This window comes from Vibrio sp. PBL-C16, from assembly GCF_034321865.1.
Taxonomy (GTDB): Bacteria; Pseudomonadota; Gammaproteobacteria; order Enterobacterales; family Vibrionaceae; genus Vibrio; species Vibrio alginolyticus.
In genome coordinates this window covers 1,856,887-1,878,248 of sequence record NZ_JAXLNY010000001.1, presented here as the reverse complement: position 1 = coordinate 1,878,248, position 21,362 = coordinate 1,856,887, and the positions used below count along the sequence as shown (strand labels likewise).

The following is a 21,362-nucleotide window of genomic DNA, read 5'->3' as shown; positions in this document are numbered from 1 at the left end:
CCATTCTTTAATTGGGTTGCCATGGCAAATACGCCCCCAACAGATTAAAAAATATGAGTATATTTCCCAGCTCTGACTTGTGGGACGCAGACAAAGAATGGTTGACAAAAATTTGAGGTTAATCAGTTAAAAGGACCTTATCATTTTGTCCCTTCAGTATTCTCAGACATCTAGAAATCATATAAATTAGACACATCGCTATAGCAGCCAATAGACTTAATTGGGTGTAAAGTAACACCTCAGTACTGCCCCAAGCCTCTCTTAATTCAGAATAATCACCAACAGCGGCGTTAATAACCACGCCAAGGGCAATAAAGAGGTATAACAACCACAATTGAACTTTATTTCTAGGGAGAGTCTTCCACGGACATCTTTCACTAGACTGAAACACTCTGATAGCCTCACTATCTGTCTTTGCATCAATCATTTCTTCTTCAACGAAAAAGCCTTCCGTTTTTAGCCTATTGATATCAGATGACGATGTTGCACTCATTAGGTCAATCGCCACCGCAATCTTATCCCGATGTAAAATAACGTAACTATTCATTAGTACTCCCATAAAAATGAGACACTTTACGTTATATCAGTTGACGATTCAGCTTTCAGTTTTACTAAAATATTAGCGAATAAGTCGCTTTCCGGACTTCCGTGATCTTGCTCGAATATTCTATATGGAAGACAAACGTCTGCGTCTGAGCCTAGGTAATAAAGCCTCACTGGAGCCAGAAAAGACTGCCTTCAGTAGGTGCTTGCAACACTCTACAGCTAACTACGGAAGCACAATAGTAACTTGAGATACAGGTCCTTTGGTGACAAGCTATGTTGCTCCACTAAATCATAAGCCATCATTCGATAGCCCAACATACAAACTTATATTGAAGTCAATGCCTATTTCGCCAGTACGTAGAATATACCATTGCCACCCTATCCGTCTTTCACGCTCGACGACTGTTATACGGGGGCAAACGGTGATATACACTGAATCGATCACTTTTATTTTTGACTTTCATAAAGCTTCGGTAACGTAAAACGGTTTGCAGGGTAAATCCTTTAGAGCTATTGTAATCTAACGTAACGGCTCAGCTATCTATATTGCCATCAATTCGTTTCAGACACTAAAGTACCCAACCTTACCAGAGCTAGCGAAACTGAAGTTTTCGCCTTTAAATCAAAAATTTACGCCAAACCCAGCTTTTGTATGCCAATCAAATATTCGACCTTCATCCGTATTGTAGCTGTAGAATAAAGCGCCAAATAAGTAGATTTCATCATCGTAGGTTCTGGCCATTATTTAGCCTCCTTAAACCAGTTGCCATGATTTGCAGAGAGGTTATACACAATTGCAGGATCTAACGTGCGCCCATAACCCAATGGAGACCAGCTCCACGCTTGTTTAGTATGGTTTTTCTGCACCGACATCAGCATCGCGTTGTAATTCGTCAAAGAAAAACGTTTATTTAGACCGATGGCATATTGCATTGCCCCATCACGCTCAATCTGTTTACCTTTCGCTAGGTCGACGACAAACACATTGTGATAGTTGCGATTAGCCGCCCAGACAATGTCCCCTTCTGGACTTATGGCTTTATAATCCGCTTTTGATTTATTCGTCGCTAAGTCCTTATCCCAAAAAACTGCTTTTGCTTTTTGATTTGTATTTGCATCGTAAATAAGCGCAGCAAAATCATTTACCTGATATCTTTTCCCGTCCTTTATGAAGCCAGTATCACTGATGTAAAGATCGGTCTTTTCCGCCTCACCTTTAGCAATATCCCACTTATAAACCACACGACCAACCTTACCAGTGCGGTAATAAACGTAGCTGCTATCTTCCGCCCATAAAAATCCGGAAGGGCCTTCAATATCATGTGGCAGCTTAATCAGCTTCTGGTTTTTGATATCAAAAAGGTAGTTAGTCAAACCAAAACCGACTGCAACGTAACGATTGTTTGGCGAGCGACTGGTTTTATCAACAGTTATGTCACCATCGCCAAGCCATGGCAAATCGGTCACCAAACGTAAATCGGTGCCATCAGTCTTCATACTCCAAATTTTGGTTCGTCCTTCGTATTCATTATACATAGGGTCTGGCTCATAGCCTGAGTCGTTTGATAAGTTGGCCCAAGTAAACTGAACGCGTGGCAAATCGTAAGAGCTCGCGTCATTTAAGTCTTCCCTTGGCCATTCTTTGGCGCGATGGATAAAGTAACGAGGAAAGTCACGTTGTTGGTATGTCGCAGAGTCAGATTTAAAGATCTCACTTGGCTCCATGGTGTAATAGTTGTGTTCACCAATGTAAGTGCGGCCGTCATCTTTACAACCCGCTATCGATAAAGCAGCAAGCAACAGTAATAGTATTTTCTTCATGGTTTAACCTAGCAATTCTGAAATGGGTACATTTTCTTCTACAACGACAAGACGTTGGCTACCGGTGGAGAGGCTCGAATGAACACCTCGAACAATATCGACGCTCTTGACCTCTTCCGGCGGGAATGCGAACCGAAGCGTCATATAACCATCGTCATCTTTCATTGCTGAACGAAAGTACGATTTGTGAATCCAATCCTGTTCTATGTTACGAAGCCCAAAGAAATCGTCCGGCTGATCTGTCAAAGGCTCGTGAAGGTAACGTATAGAAGGCAATGCGCCTCTTGGAGCCAACTTAAGCCCCGCGATATTGCTCTCTTTGTGTTCGTTGATGATTCCACTGCCAGTGCCTGTCGATGTGGTACCAGAAACTGGAATAATATTCTCGCCCGCATTATTAAATGCTTTGGGATGAGGAGTATATTTGCAACTCTGAAAGAGACTTAGCAATTGAAGCAGGATCACTCTCTAGCTCAGACAGTTCCGTGTTTGTCAAAGCCAACTCGGAGTAATGGATATAACATTCTTGTGCTTTTCCCGCGACTTTATATGGCACCCAAATATGCGGTAGAGGAACGCCTTGCGCAATACGCAAACCATCTTTGCCAGCTTTATAAGGGCTTAGCACCGTTTTAACAGTGATAGGATCAATATCTAATTCTGGAAAAACAACATCTACTTCCTCATCTACAAAGCGGAATACCCTAGCACCTTGATCAAGGCTTAGATGTCCCGAATACACTTTCTGACCGGATTGATAAATCTCAAATGCTTCTTCGCCAATATAGTAGTCTGGTACAAGGTTGGCCCCATCAATGTTGACATGTCGTGTTTTCATCGAAGGTTCAGGATCATTATTTCTGTAGTACTCTAAATCGACATCAGCAAAGTAGCCTTTTGGTGTAACTTCAACCTCTCGCCAAACTTTGTTATTCCAGATTACATAGAAATAACCTTCTGCAACCAACTCATGTCCATTTGGGCCCTCTAGCATAGGTAGTACAGGCACCAACACGTTATCCCACTCATCCATTTGAATTTCTTTATCAACGGGTTGCATATCTTCGGCGAGTTTAAGCAAAATTGGCTGAGGCTGATCAGTGCAAGGGATTTTGATATAGAGCGTTTTGCCCTCAGCTTCGAGATCTTTAAATGTCGCGAGGCTGCGGTGTTTGTTTTCTGTATCAGCCTTGCCTACAGTCACTTTTTCTTTTTGAGCTTCGGTTTTTCCCAACATTAAACATGCCGCGTTGCTAGACCACTGCCCTGCAAATTCGACAACGATTTTTTGATCTGGACTTGGCTCAGAGGGGACATGCGTGTAACTACGAACTAAAGCAACATCTTCGGTAACCTGATTGTATCCTGCTTTAAAAGCTTTGCTTTCATTCGAAGCAGATACAGAGTCAACGAGTGATTTAAGTCTAGGGAAGCTTTGCAGCTGAGAGTCCGTCAATGGCGAACGACGAGCAACGGTAGATAATGACACCCAATTGCCTTTCCCCAATTCGATTCTTATCGCAGCTAGCAATGCGCTGGTCGTTTTTTTGGCAGAGATGGAAATCTTTTGCGCCAATTCTTTAGGGAGGTTTCTAAGGATGTCATCTGAATTTCGCAAACGCGAAAGCTGCCCTATACACTCGTCTGGTGTAAGAACATAAGATAGCTCGCTGGAGGATAGCTTCGAGCTAGGTATAAATTTGCAAACTAAATGCATTTGAATTCTCCACAACCAACATCGTAAATATGGTTGCGGTGACAATTAAGCTGATAAGGCTTACAAGTACGATTTGGTCTGCGTATCCTACTTACTTAGCCATTTATTTTCAACGAGATAGAAAAATCGCCCGAAATCAAAAACACCAAAAAAATGGTGACTTTTGCTATCAAAACATGCGATTTGACCACAACAAAAGCCAGTAACATCACCCACTCTGTCAAAATGGTAAAATCTTACTATCTAAAAAAATTTAATTTATGGACTGAAGTTAACAAAAATCGTAGTAACGTGCGCTTCAGGTAAGCACGAGGAAATTCAGAAGTTTATGAGGTGCCCTCCTCAGCAACAAACAACAAATTGACTGTTACTGAGGAAGTTTAAATAAAAAGGTGAGCGCATTACGCACTCACAAAAGTAACTGCTCTGAAGCTTGCTAGGATTAAATTTGCTTCATCGCGAGTTAAAGAGGCGAGGTATTACCCATCGACCTCATGCAGAACACTATACTCAGAGTATAGAAACGAGCGTAAATATATAATATTTAAAAAGATTTTCAACGCGACACATTCACCACAGCACCTGCCGAGCGACCATCACAATCACTTCATATACACCTAAAAGCAACATTGGCCTAGTTATTATAGTTATTCAGCCTTGTATTAAGACGATTCATTAATTCGAGTAACTTATCAATAAAGGCAATTATTTTGATAAATATCACAAAAAGTCCCAAAGAAATAAAGCGAGCTAAACGCTCGCTTTATTTATGCCGCATTTTTTAAAGTTTTGTTCTCACTAAAATATCGGTTGTAAACAGCACCTAAGGAGGCTGTACTTGCGAAACGATCATAGTTAAATGTTGCTTGAGCCTCTTCGGCAGAGGCGGAAAGCTTGTTGGTACCATTTACATAAATCGTCACTACCCCCTCCTTCAATCCTGAAAGATCTAAATCAGTTGTCCATGAGTCTGAAAGCACGGTTGCCATGCCTGTGGCTTCTGTACCATCAGCGTCGACTGCTTTGATATCTATGAACTCACCATCTTCAAATCGTTCACTGCTACCACTTACTGTCACGCTTTCCACTCCAGTAACATCGTTGATAACGTCTAGGTGTATTGTCGGTGTAATTGGCATGGAGTAAGCCGTGTTCTGACTACCGGTATTTCCTGATAAGTCTTGGTAGTCACGAACAACCAACCCCACATTGAGCTCCGACGTGCTTGGTACCACCACATCACCAGTCCAAACACTTGGGTCCGCGGTTGCCACTAATGAAGTGATCGTGGTACCACCTAACTCCGCCACAGCACCTTGCAATGCTTTATCGAATTCCAGCGTTACCGTCACGCTTTGGCCGATGGCTTGGTGCTCAGGCGTAAACGTCACGTTAGTCAGTGTTGGCAAGGATTGCGCGAGAGTAAAGCTCTGGCTTTCACTCACTTCAATGCCCGCTGAGTTCGTCCCCGTCACCATAACGGTATAAGTGCCATTGGTTTGGTGACTCATGTCCATTGCGTCACTGCTCCAAGTGCCACCGACTTGTACTGTCGCGCTGCCGCTTTTTAGTACCGTCGCGCTGCCTTGGGCTTTCACTTCAAGACGCAGGGACTGACCGTCAAAACGTGTCGACGTACCTTCAAATTGTAGCGTGGCTGCATGCGCTTCATCCACATTACCCACTGGCGTAATAGCTAAGGTTGGTGTGATCGGCATGGAGTAAGCCGTGCTCTGACTTCCGGTATTCCCTGATAAGTCTTGGTAGTCACGAACAAGCAACGCCACATTGAGCTCCGACGTACTTGGTACCACCACATCACCAGTCCAAACGCTTGGGTCCGCGGTTGCCACTAATGAGGTGATCGTCGTGCCACCTAACTCCGCCGCGGCGGACTGCAGATCTTTATCGAATTCCAGCGTTACCGTCACGCTTTGGCCGATGGCTTGGTGCTCAGGCGTAAACGTCACGTTAGTCAGCGTTGGCAGAGACTGAGCCAGTGTAAAGCTCTGGCTTTCACTTACTTCAATGCCCGCTGAGTTCGTCCCCGTCACCATCACGGTATAAGTGCCGTTGGTTTGGTGACTCATGTCCATTGCGTCACTGATCCAAGTGCCACCGGCTTGTACTGTTGCACTGCCGCTTTTTAGTACCGTCACGCTGCCTTGTGCTTTCACTTCAAGACGCAGGGACTGACCGTCAAAGCGTGTCGACGTGCCTTCGAATTGTAGCGTGGCGGCATGCGTTTCATCCACATTGCCCACTGGCGTGATGGCTAAGGTCGGCGTGATCGGCATGGAGTAAGCCGTGTTCTGGCTACCGATATTCCCTGATAAGTCTTGGTAGTCACGAACAAGCAACGCCACATTGATCTCCGACGTGCTTGGTACCACCACATCACCAGTCCAAACACTTGGGTCCGCGGTTGCCACTAATGAAGTGATCGTCGTACCACCTAACTCTGCTGCGGCGGATTGCAGATCTTTATCGAATTCCAGCGTCACCGTCACGCTTTGGCCGATGGCTTGGTGCTCAGGCGTAAACGTCGCGTTAGTCAGCGTTGGCAGAGACTGCGCGAGTGTAAAGCTCTGGCTTTCACTCACTTCAATGCCCGCTGAGTTCGTCCCCGTCACCATAACGGTATAAGTGCCATTGGTTTGGTGACTCATGTCCATTGCGTCACTGATCCAAGTGCCACCGGCTTGTACTGTTGCACTGCCGCTTTTTAGTACCGTCACGCTGCCTTGTGCTTTCACTTCAAGACGCAGGGACTGACCGTCAAAGCGTGTCGACGTGCCTTCGAATTGTAGCGTGGCGGCATGCGTTTCATCCACATTGCCCACTGGCGTGATGGCTAAGGTCGGCGTGATCGGCATGGAGTAAGCCGTGTTCTGGCTACCGATATTCCCTGATAAGTCTTGGTAGTCACGAACAAGCAACGCCACATTGATCTCCGACGTGCTTGGTACCACCACATCACCAGTCCAAACGCTTGGGTCCGCGGTTGCCACTAATGAGGTGATCGTCGTGCCACCTAACTCCGCCGCGGCGGACTGCAGATCTTTATCGAATTCCAGCGTTACCGTCACGCTTTGGCCGATGGCTTGGTGCTCAGGCGTAAACGTCACGTTAGTCAGCGTTGGCAGAGACTGAGCCAGTGTAAAGCTCTGGCTTTCACTTACTTCAATGCCCGCTGAGTTCGTCCCCGTCACCATCACGGTATAAGTGCCGTTGGTTTGGTGACTCATGTCCATTGCGTCACTGATCCAAGTGCCACCGGCTTGTACTGTTGCACTGCCGCTTTTTAGTACCGTCACGCTGCCTTGTGCTTTCACTTCAAGACGCAGGGACTGACCGTCAAAGCGTGTCGACGTGCCTTCGAATTGTAGCGTGGCGGCATGCGTTTCATCCACATTGCCCACTGGCGTGATGGCTAAGGTCGGCGTGATCGGCATGGAGTAAGCCGTGCTCTGACTACCGGTATTCCCTGATAAGTCTTGGTAGTCACGAACAAGCAACCCCACATTGAGCTCTGACGTGCTTGGTACCACCACATCACCAGTCCAAACACTTGAGTCCGCGGTTGCCACTAATGAAGTGATCGTTGTACCACCTAACTCCGCTGCGGCGGATTGCAGATCTTTATCGAATTCCAGCGTCACCGTCACGCTTTGGCCGATGGTTTGGTGCTCAGGCGTAAATGTCACGTTAGTCAGTGTTGGCAGAGATTGCGCGAGTGTAAAGCTCTGGCTTTCACTCACTTCAATGCCCGCAGAGTTCGTCCCCGTCACCATCACGATGTAAGTGCCATTGGTTTGGTGACTCATATCAATCGCGTCACTGATCCAAGTGCCACCGGCTTGTACTATCGCGCTGCCGCTTTTTAGTACCGTCACGCTGCCTTGTGCTTTCACTTCAAGACGCAAGGACTGACCGTCAAAACGTGTCGACGTACCTTCGAATTGTAGCGTGGCGGCATGCGTTTCATCCACACTGCCCACTGGCGTAATAGCTAAGGTTGGCGTGATTGACAATTCGTGAGCGGTGTTATCCTCACCTATGTTGCCAGTCAAATCTTTAAACTGACTAACAACCAAGTCGACACTTAACAGCGCGGTGCTCGGAACTTGTACATCACCAACCCAGACCTTTTTATCTGCCGTTGCTGACAGAGAACTAATGCGATTGCCGCCAAGCGTAGCGGTCGCCTCTTGGAGCTCTTTATCAAACTCAAGCGAGACACTCACGCTTTGCCCCACGCTCTGATGCTCGGGGTTAAATGTCACATTGGTCAGTTTTGGTAAGGTTCCTTCAACCGCGATACTTAAACTGCTTCCTTTTCCAGGAATGGTGTTGATACTTTGGTAGCTATCATCCTCTACCTGTATTGTTATGTTTTTATCTTGCTCTTCTGGACTGATGTAATTAACCGTCCACGTAACGTTGTCTGAAGTGGACCACGTATCTTGCTTTAACGTTCCTGTTGCACCGTTATCACTAGCGACAAGGTGGACATCTGAGATATCAAAGTTAGTAACTTCTTCTGTAAAGTTAAACGTAAGTGTAATCTCTTCACCTCCAAAAAGAGGGGCGCTTGAGGCGGTAGAGATACTTAGCCCGGGAACGGTTGCCGCTTCCACATGCGCGTCAATAGAACTTTCACTCTTGTTATCCACTTTGTCTGTTGCTGCCACCGTGATCGTATGATCGCCTTTCGGTAACAAGTAGCTTATGACATAAGGCCCCGCTTCGGTTGTCGGCTCAGTAATCGCTTGAGGAGCCACTGTGCTACCACCACTCACCGCTTTTGACGTGACGAGATTTAAATTTTTATCTGTAATGTATGCACTAATTTCTAGTTGATACTTATCGTTTGTCGGCACCTTAGAGGTTTGATTAGCACTTAAGCCCGAAATACTTGGAGCGTCATAATCAACAATAGATTCGATAACCTTTCCATCATAACTTTTGCCTAGTAATTCAAAGCTTGTATTCTCTCTTCCAACTGAGTCCGTCACCGTCACCTTAAGGGTATATGACCCTTGGTTATCGACGGCAAAGTTCATCATTCCATTACCACTAGATGAGATAACATCACCTGAGTAACGCAAGGAATCACCGAGGCTTGGAACAAGCTCCACAGAATATTGTGAAGCTTTCACTCTTTCTCCTTCCACCGTAGATACCGTAAACGGCTGGCTTGCCTTGGTTAAAAACAGTTTCCCACCCTGCAAACTCGTAATTCCATCGAAATCAACTGTGACTTTAGGAACACTAATATCAATGACTTTTCTGATATCAGAATACAGTCCGACGCTATCTGTCGCTTTGATGTCTACTGTGATTGAACCACGCCCCTCTAACTGAGATTTCGGTAGTTCAAAGTACGTAGATGAACCATTCCCATCCTCTACTCTTTCTTCTTGATAACTCGGGTTTAAAACCGAGTAGTTTACTGTTGCCAGGCTGCTACCAGTGTCCGTTATGTCAAAACGAAAACGAACATTATCAGGATTTGTTGGCGATTCGGTTACGATAATCTCATCGCCAACACTTGGAGGTGTGTTGTCAACTTTAATATCAACGGTCGCTTCACCTACTCTCGACCACACATCCGTTGCGGTAATCGTTGTCCTGATCGTTTTTCCATCCGCATCGCTAGGAAGTTCACTTGTAAATGTTGAACACTTGTAGGTTGGATCATCTGCACACACCTCTAATTGTGCAAACTTCTCCGGATTATCTTTATAGTTGTAGGATTCCGTTCCAAACCTGGCCATCACATTGTCTAGTCTAGAGTTTTCATACAGCTTAATTCTGAATTTGGCGACAAGCTGCTGACCATTAATGGTTGTGTTTCCAACCGGATCAGTAATTTCAACGACTACCGAACCTTTAGGTAATTCAAGCAGTAGATCGTGCTCTGGCGTCAAGTTTCCTGCTAAATCAGATAAGTTCTTGATTTTGTATTCTTGAGTTGTACTCAGGCCATCAATAATATCGGCATAGGATTCAGAATACGTACACTTGATATTTCCAACACCTTTGGCACAAGTCGTTGGTGTATAAGCTTTGTTGCCAAGATTACGAACCAACTTTGGATATTCATCTGAACTTTCGGTATTCACGCCTGATAAAGCATCATTGAAAGAGAGCTCAAATGTGAGCATCTTCTTCTTCAAAGCTTCATCAAACCAAACATCACTTCCTTTAAAACTGTATGAGTTACCATCCACGACTGTCGGTGCATCAATATCCACCATCGAGAAATTGAACTTGTTGATCGTTTCACGCCCATTTGTACCCAAGGTTTTAGTGATCAAAGTAACAGGTGCTTTGGTCATGTTTTGCCCAACATTGACACTACAACTGTAAGGTTCTTGCGATACGTTGATAACACCAGAAGTTGGTTGCTCATTAGTTGGTGGCGCATCTAGAGAGTTGTATTCTTCACGAACCCAACACTCTAACGTTTTGGCTTTGACCGCACTCAATGTAGTAAAGGTGACATCAAGAACACCATCAGATAAGTAATTTTGGAAGTCCAGCGGGCTTTCAACTGTTAGAACCACGCCTTCACGCTGTACGCTAAAGGTTTGGTTTACTTTTCCAACCTTTCGGTCTTTTTCATCAAGGTAACGAACTTTGTTATAAACTTTGATATCAAGTTCATAATTACCATCTTTGGCAATTTGTGTAGAAAGCAACGCTGCAGTCCAAGTGCCATCTGCGGTTTCTGAGAACGTAAAGTTAGTCCCGTTTTGCTCTCCAGAGAATCTATAAGTTGAGTCAATTCGATCAACGCCACTATCATCAACAATATCAAGCGTCAGTACGATATTTCCATCTTGATAGATGGTGTTGTTTGTAATTGGCGTTCCATCCGTGTAACTCATCGCCAGCGTCACCTGCGGGATTGAGTTGTACACTTTGACGGTAAAATCTTGCTCATCACTGGTTAAGGTTGTGTTGCCACGAACATCAGACCCTTTTAAACGAACCTTGTGTGTACCCGTACCTAAATCACCAAGGCTCAATTTGAGATCCTCATTGATTTTTGTACCGGGAGAGCCAGGTAATGGCTCCAGATCGCTAAACGTCCAATACTCTAGGCTTTCTCGATTGACACCATTAATTGAAACATCACCGTTTGCATTTAGGTCTAGAGCCGTTAGGTCAAAGACATAGTTACCTAAGTAGTAGTCATTCGCATTGAAACCACTTAAGCCTAATGTTGGCCCATCACGATCAAGAATAACCTTGTGCGTGTTAGAACTAGACTCAAAACCATAAATATCGGTTGCTTTTACATACAATGACGTTGTTTTTTCATCTTCAGAAATGTCGATTTTATCTGTGTCACTCTTGATAAGAGACATGACAAACTCTTTAGATGAATCCGTTGGCACAATTGTCTTAATTGGCGAATCTTTACCACTTTGATACAGCGAGACTTGCTCAAGGTCTGAATCGTCTATTACGGATTTAAATCGCACGTTGAACTCACGCCCTATGACATAGTTCTCTTTGGACAATGTGTCTTCAACCCAAGGTGTATTTAGGATGATTTCAGGGCCTTTGTTATCGACTTGGAAGGTAAATTTCCCTGTTGTACTAACATTGGCAGGGTAAGCGTTGTCCGTCGCAGTGACGTAAAACTCATTCCATTCATCGTAATCAAATGCTTTTGAAACCAGTTGGACTTTGACGTCAGGCTGTTCACCAACTAGGTATGGTACGTCACACGCCTCTGTTAGAGGGTCACAGCTTTCTAATGTCAGAGCCTGACCAGATCCGCGGCGCAGATCTATTTTTACGTTATTGCCAGAGCTTAACGTCCCCCAATCAATGACAGGTGTCCATTGGTTATTACCACCTAAACGGCTTTGAACCTGCTCGCTTTTTACAATAGGGGCTTCAGAGTCGATACGAATATTGAATCTCGGAGCGGTGCTAGTTAACTCTGAAACGGAGTTACCTAAGTTGTCCTCTGCTGCGGCAACAACTAACCAATCACCATCACCCGGGTAAATCGTCGCGCCTTGATTTGAACAAAGCTCCCCCGTACATAGTTTGACTTTAAAGGCGTCTTTCGAGTTACTTGCAAAGTTTTCTGGTGTGTATGTTACTTTTTCACCGGTTTGCTGGTAGAAAACAAGGCCCCTCGAGGCAAGCTTATCACCAACAATATCCTCAACCTTGAAGGTTAATTCATGAGTATTGTTCGCGTTTAAATAAATACCGCTTTCTACAGGTTTACCATCGACATCATTGGGTGGAAGGTAACTGGCCTTAGGGAAGTCGTTATCAATAAACACCGATTCTATAAACGGAGATTTACCATTGTAACCATACGCATTGCCATGTGGGTCCATAGCACTGGTCTCCACGGCAAACTCTATAATATCTTTTAGTTCACTAGACTGGGAGTTAAGGGTGAAGAAGTACTCTTTTCGATAAGCATTGCTGCTGTCTGAGTTTTCTACGATGTTGATGTCCAGTGGTATTTCAATGTTTGGCTCATTGGCTTGATACCACATCGTGCTAAACTTCGGGCCGTGAGCGTCGGTTCCTACAATACCAGAAGGATCGTCTAGGACAATTTTAGAAACAACCTCGCCAGCGATATAAAGCCTATTACCAACCATCGTCTCTCTGCCGCTTTCAATGGTTAATTTTGGCTGCGGAGGCAAGGTATCGATACTGCTACCCTCTGTATCAAAAATGTTCTTACCATTTAAGTCAGGATTAGCCATCGAAATATCATCAGCATAGAGCTGCGCGATATTGGTCTCAATACCGTATTTGCTAGCCATGATTTCATAATACGATTGCGCCAGATCTTTTCGGTAAGTTTCAGCGCCAAACGTGTAAGAATCGAGCGTAACTTGACTTCCTCCTGCCCCTATACCATTTGCTTTTCCATCGTAGCTAAAATCATCGTAAATAGCAGATGCAAAATCTAATGAGTTATTTCTTGGCATTCTCTCGGCAATACTATCAATTGCTTCAACAAGGAATCGGTGTAGATAGTCATTTGATGGCTTGTCTGGAATCGCTTTAGTCGTAAGCATTTCATTGGTTGCATAAGACACAACCGTTGGGTCAAACCCAAAGAATGAGTTGTTATTCGTACCTGATAACGCGTAGCGCACCTCATCAAGAATTTGAATCGCACGTTCTGAAGTTTTCTCTCCCGCTGTCACTTGATCCCACTGGAAATCAAACAAACCAGTCTGATATGTCGATAGTTCAGTAATATAGTAAGTTTGAGAACCTTTGAGCTTAAAATACACACCAATATTGGCCTTGTTTAAGTCAACCGTTACTTTCTTGGTCCCTGGATCTCTTTTCCATTGGTAATAGTATGGCTCACTGCCTTCGATACCAATTAAACGAACACGCATGAAATCATAATTCACTACGTCAGTTGTGGTTTCACAGCTCGCTACGTCAAGAGCCATAGACTGGTCACTTTCCAGTTGCTGGATAGTGGTACAACTTGCAAGTGAAGTGAATTCACCACTTGGGCTCAACCCTTCAAGTTGAGCTCGCGCACCAATAAATGGTGTCACCACTTTTATGGTTGGTAGGTCAAAGCTACTTCTAAAATATACTTCTCTTGGAGTGCTTTCGTTATCAGACTCATCGACGGTTTGAATGACTAACTTTTGACTACTGTTTTCTGATACCGATTTAAAGCTGTCACCAAAAATATCTCTTACAAAAGGAATGTAATAGATGACATCCTCTACTCGCCCATTGCTATCTAACAGCGTTTCGTGCGGAATTTTTGCGATGTAATCGTCATCTGATGCGGTTGTGTCAATAACTTGCTGAAGTGAGTAGTTGTTATCGTTGTTTTGGCTTACGAAGTACTTGACGACGAGCTTAAGCTTATTAGCGTTGGAGCCTAAAACCGTATCGGTGTTTACGTCTGAAACTTTCACACGAACATAAGGGATTTTATTCTCTTTCAATAAATTAGCGTTGAAGTTACTAAAATCTATCCCTTTTAATGAGTTCTGAATCCCTAAACTTGCGTACGCATAATCAATCTTCAGGAAATCGCGGCTTGCTTGAACATTGTCTGGGGTGTACGTATCTTGAGAGTAGATACCATCGTAAGTGGTTCGTTCACCATCTAAACCCACATTTACGTACGTCATTGACGTACCTTCAGGATAGGTTATCGTCTGTGCTGGCGCTTGATCGTCACGACTTACTGCATGCTGCGCAGAGCCCGTATTGCCTTTGCTATCCTTCGCTCGAACCTCAAAGACCGTCGTAGATAGGAATTCATCAGTTGGGTAAGCCTTACTAAACTCACAAGCATTTCCAGACTCTACAGTGACAGGAGAACATGTGACGCCCTCATGTAAGCCATCTTTAAATGAAATACTGACCGAACTAATCTCTTGCGAGCTTTCTTTTACAACCCCTTTCAGAACGTATTCTTTAAGTTGGTTATTAATTGCACTCGCCGATGTAATATCGATAACAGGCGCATCGTTATCCCATTCAAAGTTGATATGAAGACCCGAATGGCTGCCTGGAATTAACTCATTACCCAGTACATCCGCTGTATACAAGACTAACCGTGCTGCTGTTACGTTTGAGAGCCCTGTGGCAGGGTTCATATCTACACTATCGATCTCTTTGGTATTAATGTTAACTTTAACGTTGGTCTCTCGAAGGCCAACTTCAAAATCATCAAATTCAACCGAACAGAATGTGCTTCCAAAATCTTGTATGTCGTTACATTGAAATTCACCAGACCAAGAGCCATTAATCTGATACTGAATAAAGGCGGATACGTCTTCTACACCGATATCATCAACAATTTTTAGGTCAACTTTATCGGTGCCTGCAAGTACATCACGGTCAATGCGTGTCACGATAGGCGCTGTGGTATCAATCTCCGTCCCATCTCGCGGTGGAATGACGCCATCTGTACTGCCATATGTACCTAAGTCATTAAGCTTCTTACTAAAGTCGACATAGTCGGCAGCATCAGTACCAGAAATATTGATACTTGGGTCGTTTACCACGATCAAAACGTGCTGAGATAAGTCACGTGTGTAAACGTCGCTGTTTATCTTTTTCTGTCCAAAGCTGAGGGGAGTCACTGCTCCTGAAGTCTGGCTCACTTCAAGACCATCAAGAACACCATCTGCAATAACATCCCGATATTGGATGTCAGCGAAATGCATTGAAGTGTAGACGTTATCGCTGTTGCCGTATTTTTTTATAAGATCGTAAGAGTAAGACGAGTATGCTGTTAATAAAGCGCCGTATTGATGCCCAGTACTAGCAAAACTGCTTTGCCCACCTTTGGTAATATCAATAGGTTTGGTCTCATTTACGTCAAAACCATACATGCTATTGATACTATCCAAAGCAGTTGAAAAGGCACTCTCATCTGTGGCCCCCTGGGAAATTTTGTACTTTGCCAAGCCTGCTGCCAAGTTCGACAGCGGAGTAAGCATTAACTTTTGCTCACTCCCCTCTTTAAAGTTCACAACACCTTCAAATTTAAGTGTCTTCGCATTGCTCACAGATACCGTTTCATTTGTAAACGGATCGGTATAACTCCCCTCTTTTGCAACAACAAAAAGAGGCATTGACGACGATTCAAACTCTAGCAGATAGTTTCCGAAGGCATCAGACGTCGTGTTAGCCAACTTCCGACCTAAGTTTCCATTTTTGAACTCGAAAACCTCAATCTTGGCGCCATTGACTGGGGCGTCAAACACCATACCGGAAATGCTTCCTTTGCTTCTAGCTGGAGGTGTGTTGTCTCCTCCATCACCACCACCACATGCACTCAATAAAAGAGATGTAAGCGTAAGACCTAATGTTAATTTCAGCGTATTTTTAGCGAACATAGTAATTTGGAAAAATATATTTTCCCGAGATTATATTATTGAAAAATATTTTCTCAACGTGACATTAACACCAACAAAATAGGCATAAACACCAAGCCAACCGTCACTTTGACTGAATTATTAAAATTATTTTTACATCCTATAATTATTAACTTAGTTAAAACAGAGGAATTACTCATGCTTTAATGCTAGTTTTTATTTAAAATATTATACTCTACGCACAACTGTCAGTATTGATAAACCAACAAAACTAATGACTATTTTAATAATAAAAAGAAGTGTGCAAGCTCCTACCGTAGCCCTTATCACTACTGCGTTAATCATATTGATTAGCGTATCGCTTTCTCACTACTTCCTCACTCCTGTGGATAGGCTACCTACCATCAAGCCTTTAGAATTCGAAAGTGAGAATGTGCAGCCATCAATTAAAAAGAAGACTCGTAGGCAAAAAATCACTATCGGTGTTGTTGAATACTCTTTTGTCGCTTCATTATTAAAATCAGGAGTGAGTCAAAAAGAGATCAACTTGCTATTAGCACTTATCAAAAGCAAGTTTAATATTATTGACTCTATTAAAAGAGGTGATAACTTTATCTTAAGAACTAAATTAAATAGTAAAAATGAAACTTACATTAGTTCTTTTTACTATTTAGGCAGTAAAACTGATTTATTTATTATCAATGATGGTCACGGTAACGTATTTGATGAGCATGGTGTGTCGATAAATAATCAGTTCATGTTTTCTTCACCCTTTGATAAAAACTACAGAGTGAGCTCTGACTATGACTTAAAGCGAACACATCCAGTGACCAATATAACGACTCCGCACTTAGGCACTGATTATGCCACACCTGTAGGTACACCGATTCGTAGTATTGCCGATGGCATCGTTTTAAAGTCCCGCTACAACCGTTTTGCAGGCAACTACATTAATATCCGCCACACAAATGGCTCTGTATCACGCTACCTACACTTATCTCAGCGCAACGTCCATGTTGGTGAGAAGATCAGCCGAGGACAAGTGATAGGGAAAACGGGTAACACAGGAAGAACAACAGGGCCGCATTTACATCTTGAACTGCACATCAATGGTGTTCCGGTTGATTACGAGCGATACATTCAAAGGCACCCAAACACTGACGTAAATATAGAAATGCTGATTGCAGCGAGAAAAGAAAAAGCAGAGTTAACAGCGGAATGGCAACGGTATGAGCAGTCAAATAGGTAACAACAGCCACTTCGATTCGCTCTTTCTTCATTTATCTGAAGCGAGTCCTCGTAACCCTCTGAGCGCTTCGTAGTCTGTCGCCACTAACCAATTTCAGGATCAAAAAGAGCCGCTACATGCGGCTCTTAATAATTATAATTTCCCGATATTCCATCGGTTTCCCCTTTACCAAATACGTTGTCCTCTTGTTCTTGAACGCAAATGGTACGCGCCCCATCATGTTCACGTAAAAAATCAATAAAAGAATAAAATGATTACTCATTGTATTGGTTAGATATTTAATACAAAGAGGCCCAACTCATGACCTCTTTCTGACTTTTTAAACAGTGACATTGTCACGATTATGAGTAGTTTCTATCATATTCAGCGCTTGCCTTTCTCAGCCCTTCTAAATCGTCTGAACATAAAAATCTCTTCAGGCTGTCGATTTTCTTATCAGGCCAATCATATATCCTAAGAGCAAGCAGTTCGTCTATCGTCTCTCGAGAAAAGCGATATTTGACATGCTTAGCTGGTGAACCCGCAACCATGCTGTAAGGCTCAACATCTTTCGTCACCACACTGTTTGCCGCAACGATTGCTCCTTCTCCGATAGTCACACCCGGCATTATCATGGATCGCATACCGAGCCAGGCGCCATCGCCAATATGAGTATCTCCTTTCCCGACGTACGCTTCTTCAATAAAGTCCATAAATGGGTACAAGGAGAACCAATCTGCTCTATGTGTACTGTTTCCCCCCATAACAATCACAACTTCCGCTGCAATACAGACAAAGTCACCTATATGTAACTTATCAATCTTCCATTTTGGTTCCCAATCTCGGCTGAACTCATCGCCTTGTAGATATCTTACAACAGACTCTTCAAAACCGGCGTCCCAACAATCACTGTAATAACTATGTTTACCTTTAATCGTTATATTTGGGTTCGTAACAACTTCATGTAGCAAAGTCACCTTAGACCAATGCTTAGTTTTCATGAATACTCCTATAAATACTATCTAATAAAACACTGTAGATAGTATGAATCTAAATAAACTCTAATAATTACGTAGTTCCTATTACCACTAAAATTCACTTCACCACTGAGCTAATAATATGGTAAGCAGCCTCTACTCTTTCGGCATTAGGGTAGTTTTTATTCGCTAGAATCACTATGCCTATTTTTTCAGAGGGTACATACGCGACATATGCCCCAAAGCCACCTGTTGAGCCCGTTTTGTTATACCAAATGTCACGACCGAGAGTACCGGATTCACTTGCTTGAACCAGTTTAGCGTTGAGAATTACGTCGCTGGAGTTACCCTTCAATAATTGTGAAAGTGAGACGGGATAATCATAACCTTCCCACGCTACTGCTTGCGTAAATGTATCGGTATTAAAATACTTAATGTGAGTTCGCTCTAGCGCATTCTCAATATCATTATTCAGTTGCGCTTGCCCCATATTTGCTTCGATATATTGAAGCATATCTGAGCTTGTTGATTTAATACCATAGGCTTGTGCATCAAGAATACCTGGATTAACTCTAACTGGGTTTCCCTCAGAACTATAACCAAAAGCATAGTTGTTAAGCTTATCCTTTGGTACATCGACAAACGTATTGGTCATACCGAGCTCAGGCAGAATGACGGTTTCCATCATTTCCGTATAATCTGACTTCATACTCAAGGCACCGATGTAGCCAAATAGACCAATACTAGGGTTTGAGTACTTCCTCTTAGTACCGGCTTCGTACTCCGGTTGCCACGTTTTGTAGTACTGCATCATTTCAGCGTCGTTCGTTACTTCGCTAGGAAATTGCAGTGGTAGACCACCCGCAGTGTAGGTGGCGACATGAACTAGCTTGGTATTACCCAGAGCACTATTCTCTAATTCTGGAATATAATCCTTGACCTTGTCATCCATGTCTAGCTTACCTTTTTCTTGGGCATAACCAGTCAAAGTAGCGGCAAAAGTTTTACTTATAGAGCCGAGTTCAAAAATTGTGTCGTTGGTGACTAAACTCCCCTTACTTTCGTCAGCCAAACCGTAATTATAAAAATAACGTTTACCATCAATCGTTACTGCAACAGCCAAACCCGGAATGTCGTATTCGTTCATTAATCCTTTAGCGCATTCATCAACTACGCTCTTTAATTGACTGCTAACCGTTAACTCCGCTTTCGCAAACGTGACGAAAGAAGTGAGCGATAAAATGGCTACCAAGGCATTGTTTAACTTCATTGAACCCTCAATTTTTAATTTTCACTTATAATTAATTTCTAGTTTATTCCAAGGCTTTTAACTTTTTATATAAAAGTAATCCTGACTTGAAGAACTCCAATCGTTAACCCTCGATGAATACACTGTGTCTTCAAATTTTTAGTGCGATATAAACAGGTCTAAACCTGATCACCGTTGATAAGTAGGCCGATTAGGTACGAATGTGAGTAACATCCGTTTGCAAAATGGGGAAATAGTGTTCTCAAATGCGCTTTCTCCATACCAAGATAACGGTATACTAGGTAGATATACTTGGTATATACAGATCCACATCCTCACACCGCTTTAGAACCACTTTTCAACGTCTACAGAGAAAACGATGCCATTTTCACTACACTTCGAAACTGGAAAAGTCACCAGCCAACAACTTTATTCCGAGATATACCAAGGGATATTAGAAGGCAGATTACGATCAAATGAGAGATTACCATCAACTCGCATGCTGTCGAAAAAGTTAGGCATAGCAAGAAACACTGTCATTTCGGTGTATGAGCGACTTCAGTTCGAGGGGTGGATAGTAAAAAAGGCAGGGTCTGGCACGTACGTAAGTAATGCTCTAGAACAAACGATGAATCAAGATAAGAGACCAATAAAACACTACCAACTAGGGGTGTTTGGCACTAACGCAGCGAAGAAGCCAGAGATCATCGCACCAAAGAATCTAGACTATGACTTCACTTTAGGCGTTCCTGATCATCAGAGAATAGCAAAGCATATTTGGCGACACTCAAGACTGAGTAGGCTCAATGCATTAACTCCAGAGTTTGCACATGGCGGTGATTTGCAAGGGTTAGCTTGTTTACGAGAGTCTATCTGCGAGTATGTGAGACACTCGAGAGGCGTAATCTGTGACCCTGAAGACATCATCATTACTCAAGGGTGCCAGCAGGCAATAATGACGACTCTCCTTACATTACTCTCTCCGGGGGATCTCGTGTCGACGGAAGATCCAGGATATCCTGTTTTTCGAAATCAAGCTCGATTACTTGGCGCGCAAATAGGCTCCGTGCCGATGGACGACCAAGGTGTTGTCGTTGAATCAATCCCTTCTAATACCAAAATTATTTATACAACGCCTAGTCATCAGTTCCCTTTAGGCTTTAGCTACTCAGTTGAAAGGAAGTTAGAACTGCTGAGATGGGCAGAAGTTAATAACGCAATCATTATCGAAGATGATTATGATGCGGAATATCACTACCTCAATACCAGTAAGCAAGCTCTCAAGTCACAAGACAAAAATGACTGCGTCGTTATGATAGGCAGTTTCTCTAAAATACTATTTCCCGGCATACGCATTGGCTATATGATTCCACCAAAGTCTTTAATGGAGCCAATTTCAAATATGTTGTGGCACTTGGGAAGAAGTACATCTGTAGTGTCTCAAATCCTACTTGACGAATTCATGCGTGACGGTCATTTCTCTCACCATTTACTCAATATAAATAAAATCTATAGCGAAAGGTATCATAAACTCACTCAATTAATTGACAACATAGATTGCTTACAACGTATTCCAAGCCAAGGTGGATTGCATATAGCAGCTGAAGTATCGGGATGCGCGACACAAATGATGAATAAACTTGCTTCATCAAATGTAGCGGTTTACCCATCATCGCATTTTTCTATCAACAATCATTCTAATGCCCTCTTATTTGGATTTGGCATTATTCCTACCCAAAAAATAGAAAAAGCATTTGATATTATTCAATCAATATTGGAGTAAAGCAGATATAAAATTACCCGTTCAAAAATGTCATAAACTTAAAAAACCATAGACTTATGAAGAGGCAATATCAAATTATCGTTTAGGTATCAATTTATCGTCTTGTTATCACCAGCAGAGTCAGGGGCAACTGCGAGCTTGGAACGCTTTTCAACCAAATAAGAGTTCACTACG

General features: G+C 43.1%; 7 protein-coding genes and 1 pseudogene. 2 read left to right on the top strand and 6 right to left on the bottom strand.

Annotation, left to right across the window (positions count from 1 at the left end; all coding sequences use genetic code 11):
* Positions 1-118 precede the first annotated feature (118 nt).
* The 4 genes and pseudogenes from UQW94_RS08155 to UQW94_RS08140 all read right to left on the bottom strand — a co-directional run bounded on the left by UQW94_RS08155 (position 119) and on the right by UQW94_RS08140 (position 15,972).
* Complete coding sequence (locus UQW94_RS08155; RefSeq protein ID WP_017635776.1) at positions 119-547, bottom strand: hypothetical protein; 429 nt, start codon at positions 545-547, stop codon at positions 119-121.
* A gap of 740 nt (positions 548-1,287) precedes the next feature.
* Positions 1,288-2,367, bottom strand: a complete 1,080-nt coding sequence (locus UQW94_RS08150; protein ID WP_322142173.1) for a hypothetical protein — start codon at positions 2,365-2,367, stop codon at positions 1,288-1,290.
* Positions 2,368-2,370: 3 nt separating this feature from the next.
* Positions 2,371-4,084: pseudogene (locus UQW94_RS08145) on the bottom strand (hypothetical protein).
* Positions 4,085-4,851: 767 nt separating this feature from the next.
* Positions 4,852-15,972: a tandem large repeat gene (locus UQW94_RS08140; RefSeq protein WP_322142172.1), complete on the bottom strand. Its 11,121-nt coding sequence runs from the start codon at positions 15,970-15,972 to the stop codon at positions 4,852-4,854.
* Between the two features lie 253 nt (positions 15,973-16,225).
* Between UQW94_RS08140 and UQW94_RS08135 the strand changes: the two genes are divergently transcribed.
* The gene (locus UQW94_RS08135; RefSeq protein ID WP_025998710.1) at positions 16,226-17,200 is read left to right on the top strand and encodes a peptidoglycan DD-metalloendopeptidase family protein; all 975 of its coding nucleotides are present in this window, start codon (positions 16,226-16,228) and stop codon (positions 17,198-17,200) included.
* Positions 17,201-17,541: 341 nt separating this feature from the next.
* On the opposite strand, the gene UQW94_RS08130 is transcribed toward UQW94_RS08135, so the two are convergent.
* A complete protein-coding gene (locus tag UQW94_RS08130; RefSeq protein WP_054576099.1) occupies positions 17,542-18,180 on the bottom strand; it encodes a CatB-related O-acetyltransferase in 639 nt (212 codons plus the stop codon).
* 94 nt (positions 18,181-18,274) lie between these two features.
* On the bottom strand, positions 18,275-19,426 hold the full coding sequence (ampC, locus tag UQW94_RS08125) for a class C beta-lactamase (RefSeq protein ID WP_322142171.1): 1,152 nt from the start codon (positions 19,424-19,426) through the stop codon (positions 18,275-18,277).
* Between the two features lie 358 nt (positions 19,427-19,784).
* On the opposite strand from ampC, the gene UQW94_RS08120 reads away from it, so the two are divergent.
* Complete coding sequence (locus tag UQW94_RS08120; protein ID WP_213876934.1) at positions 19,785-21,188, top strand: PLP-dependent aminotransferase family protein; 1,404 nt, start codon at positions 19,785-19,787, stop codon at positions 21,186-21,188.
* Positions 21,189-21,362: the final 174 nt, after the last annotated feature.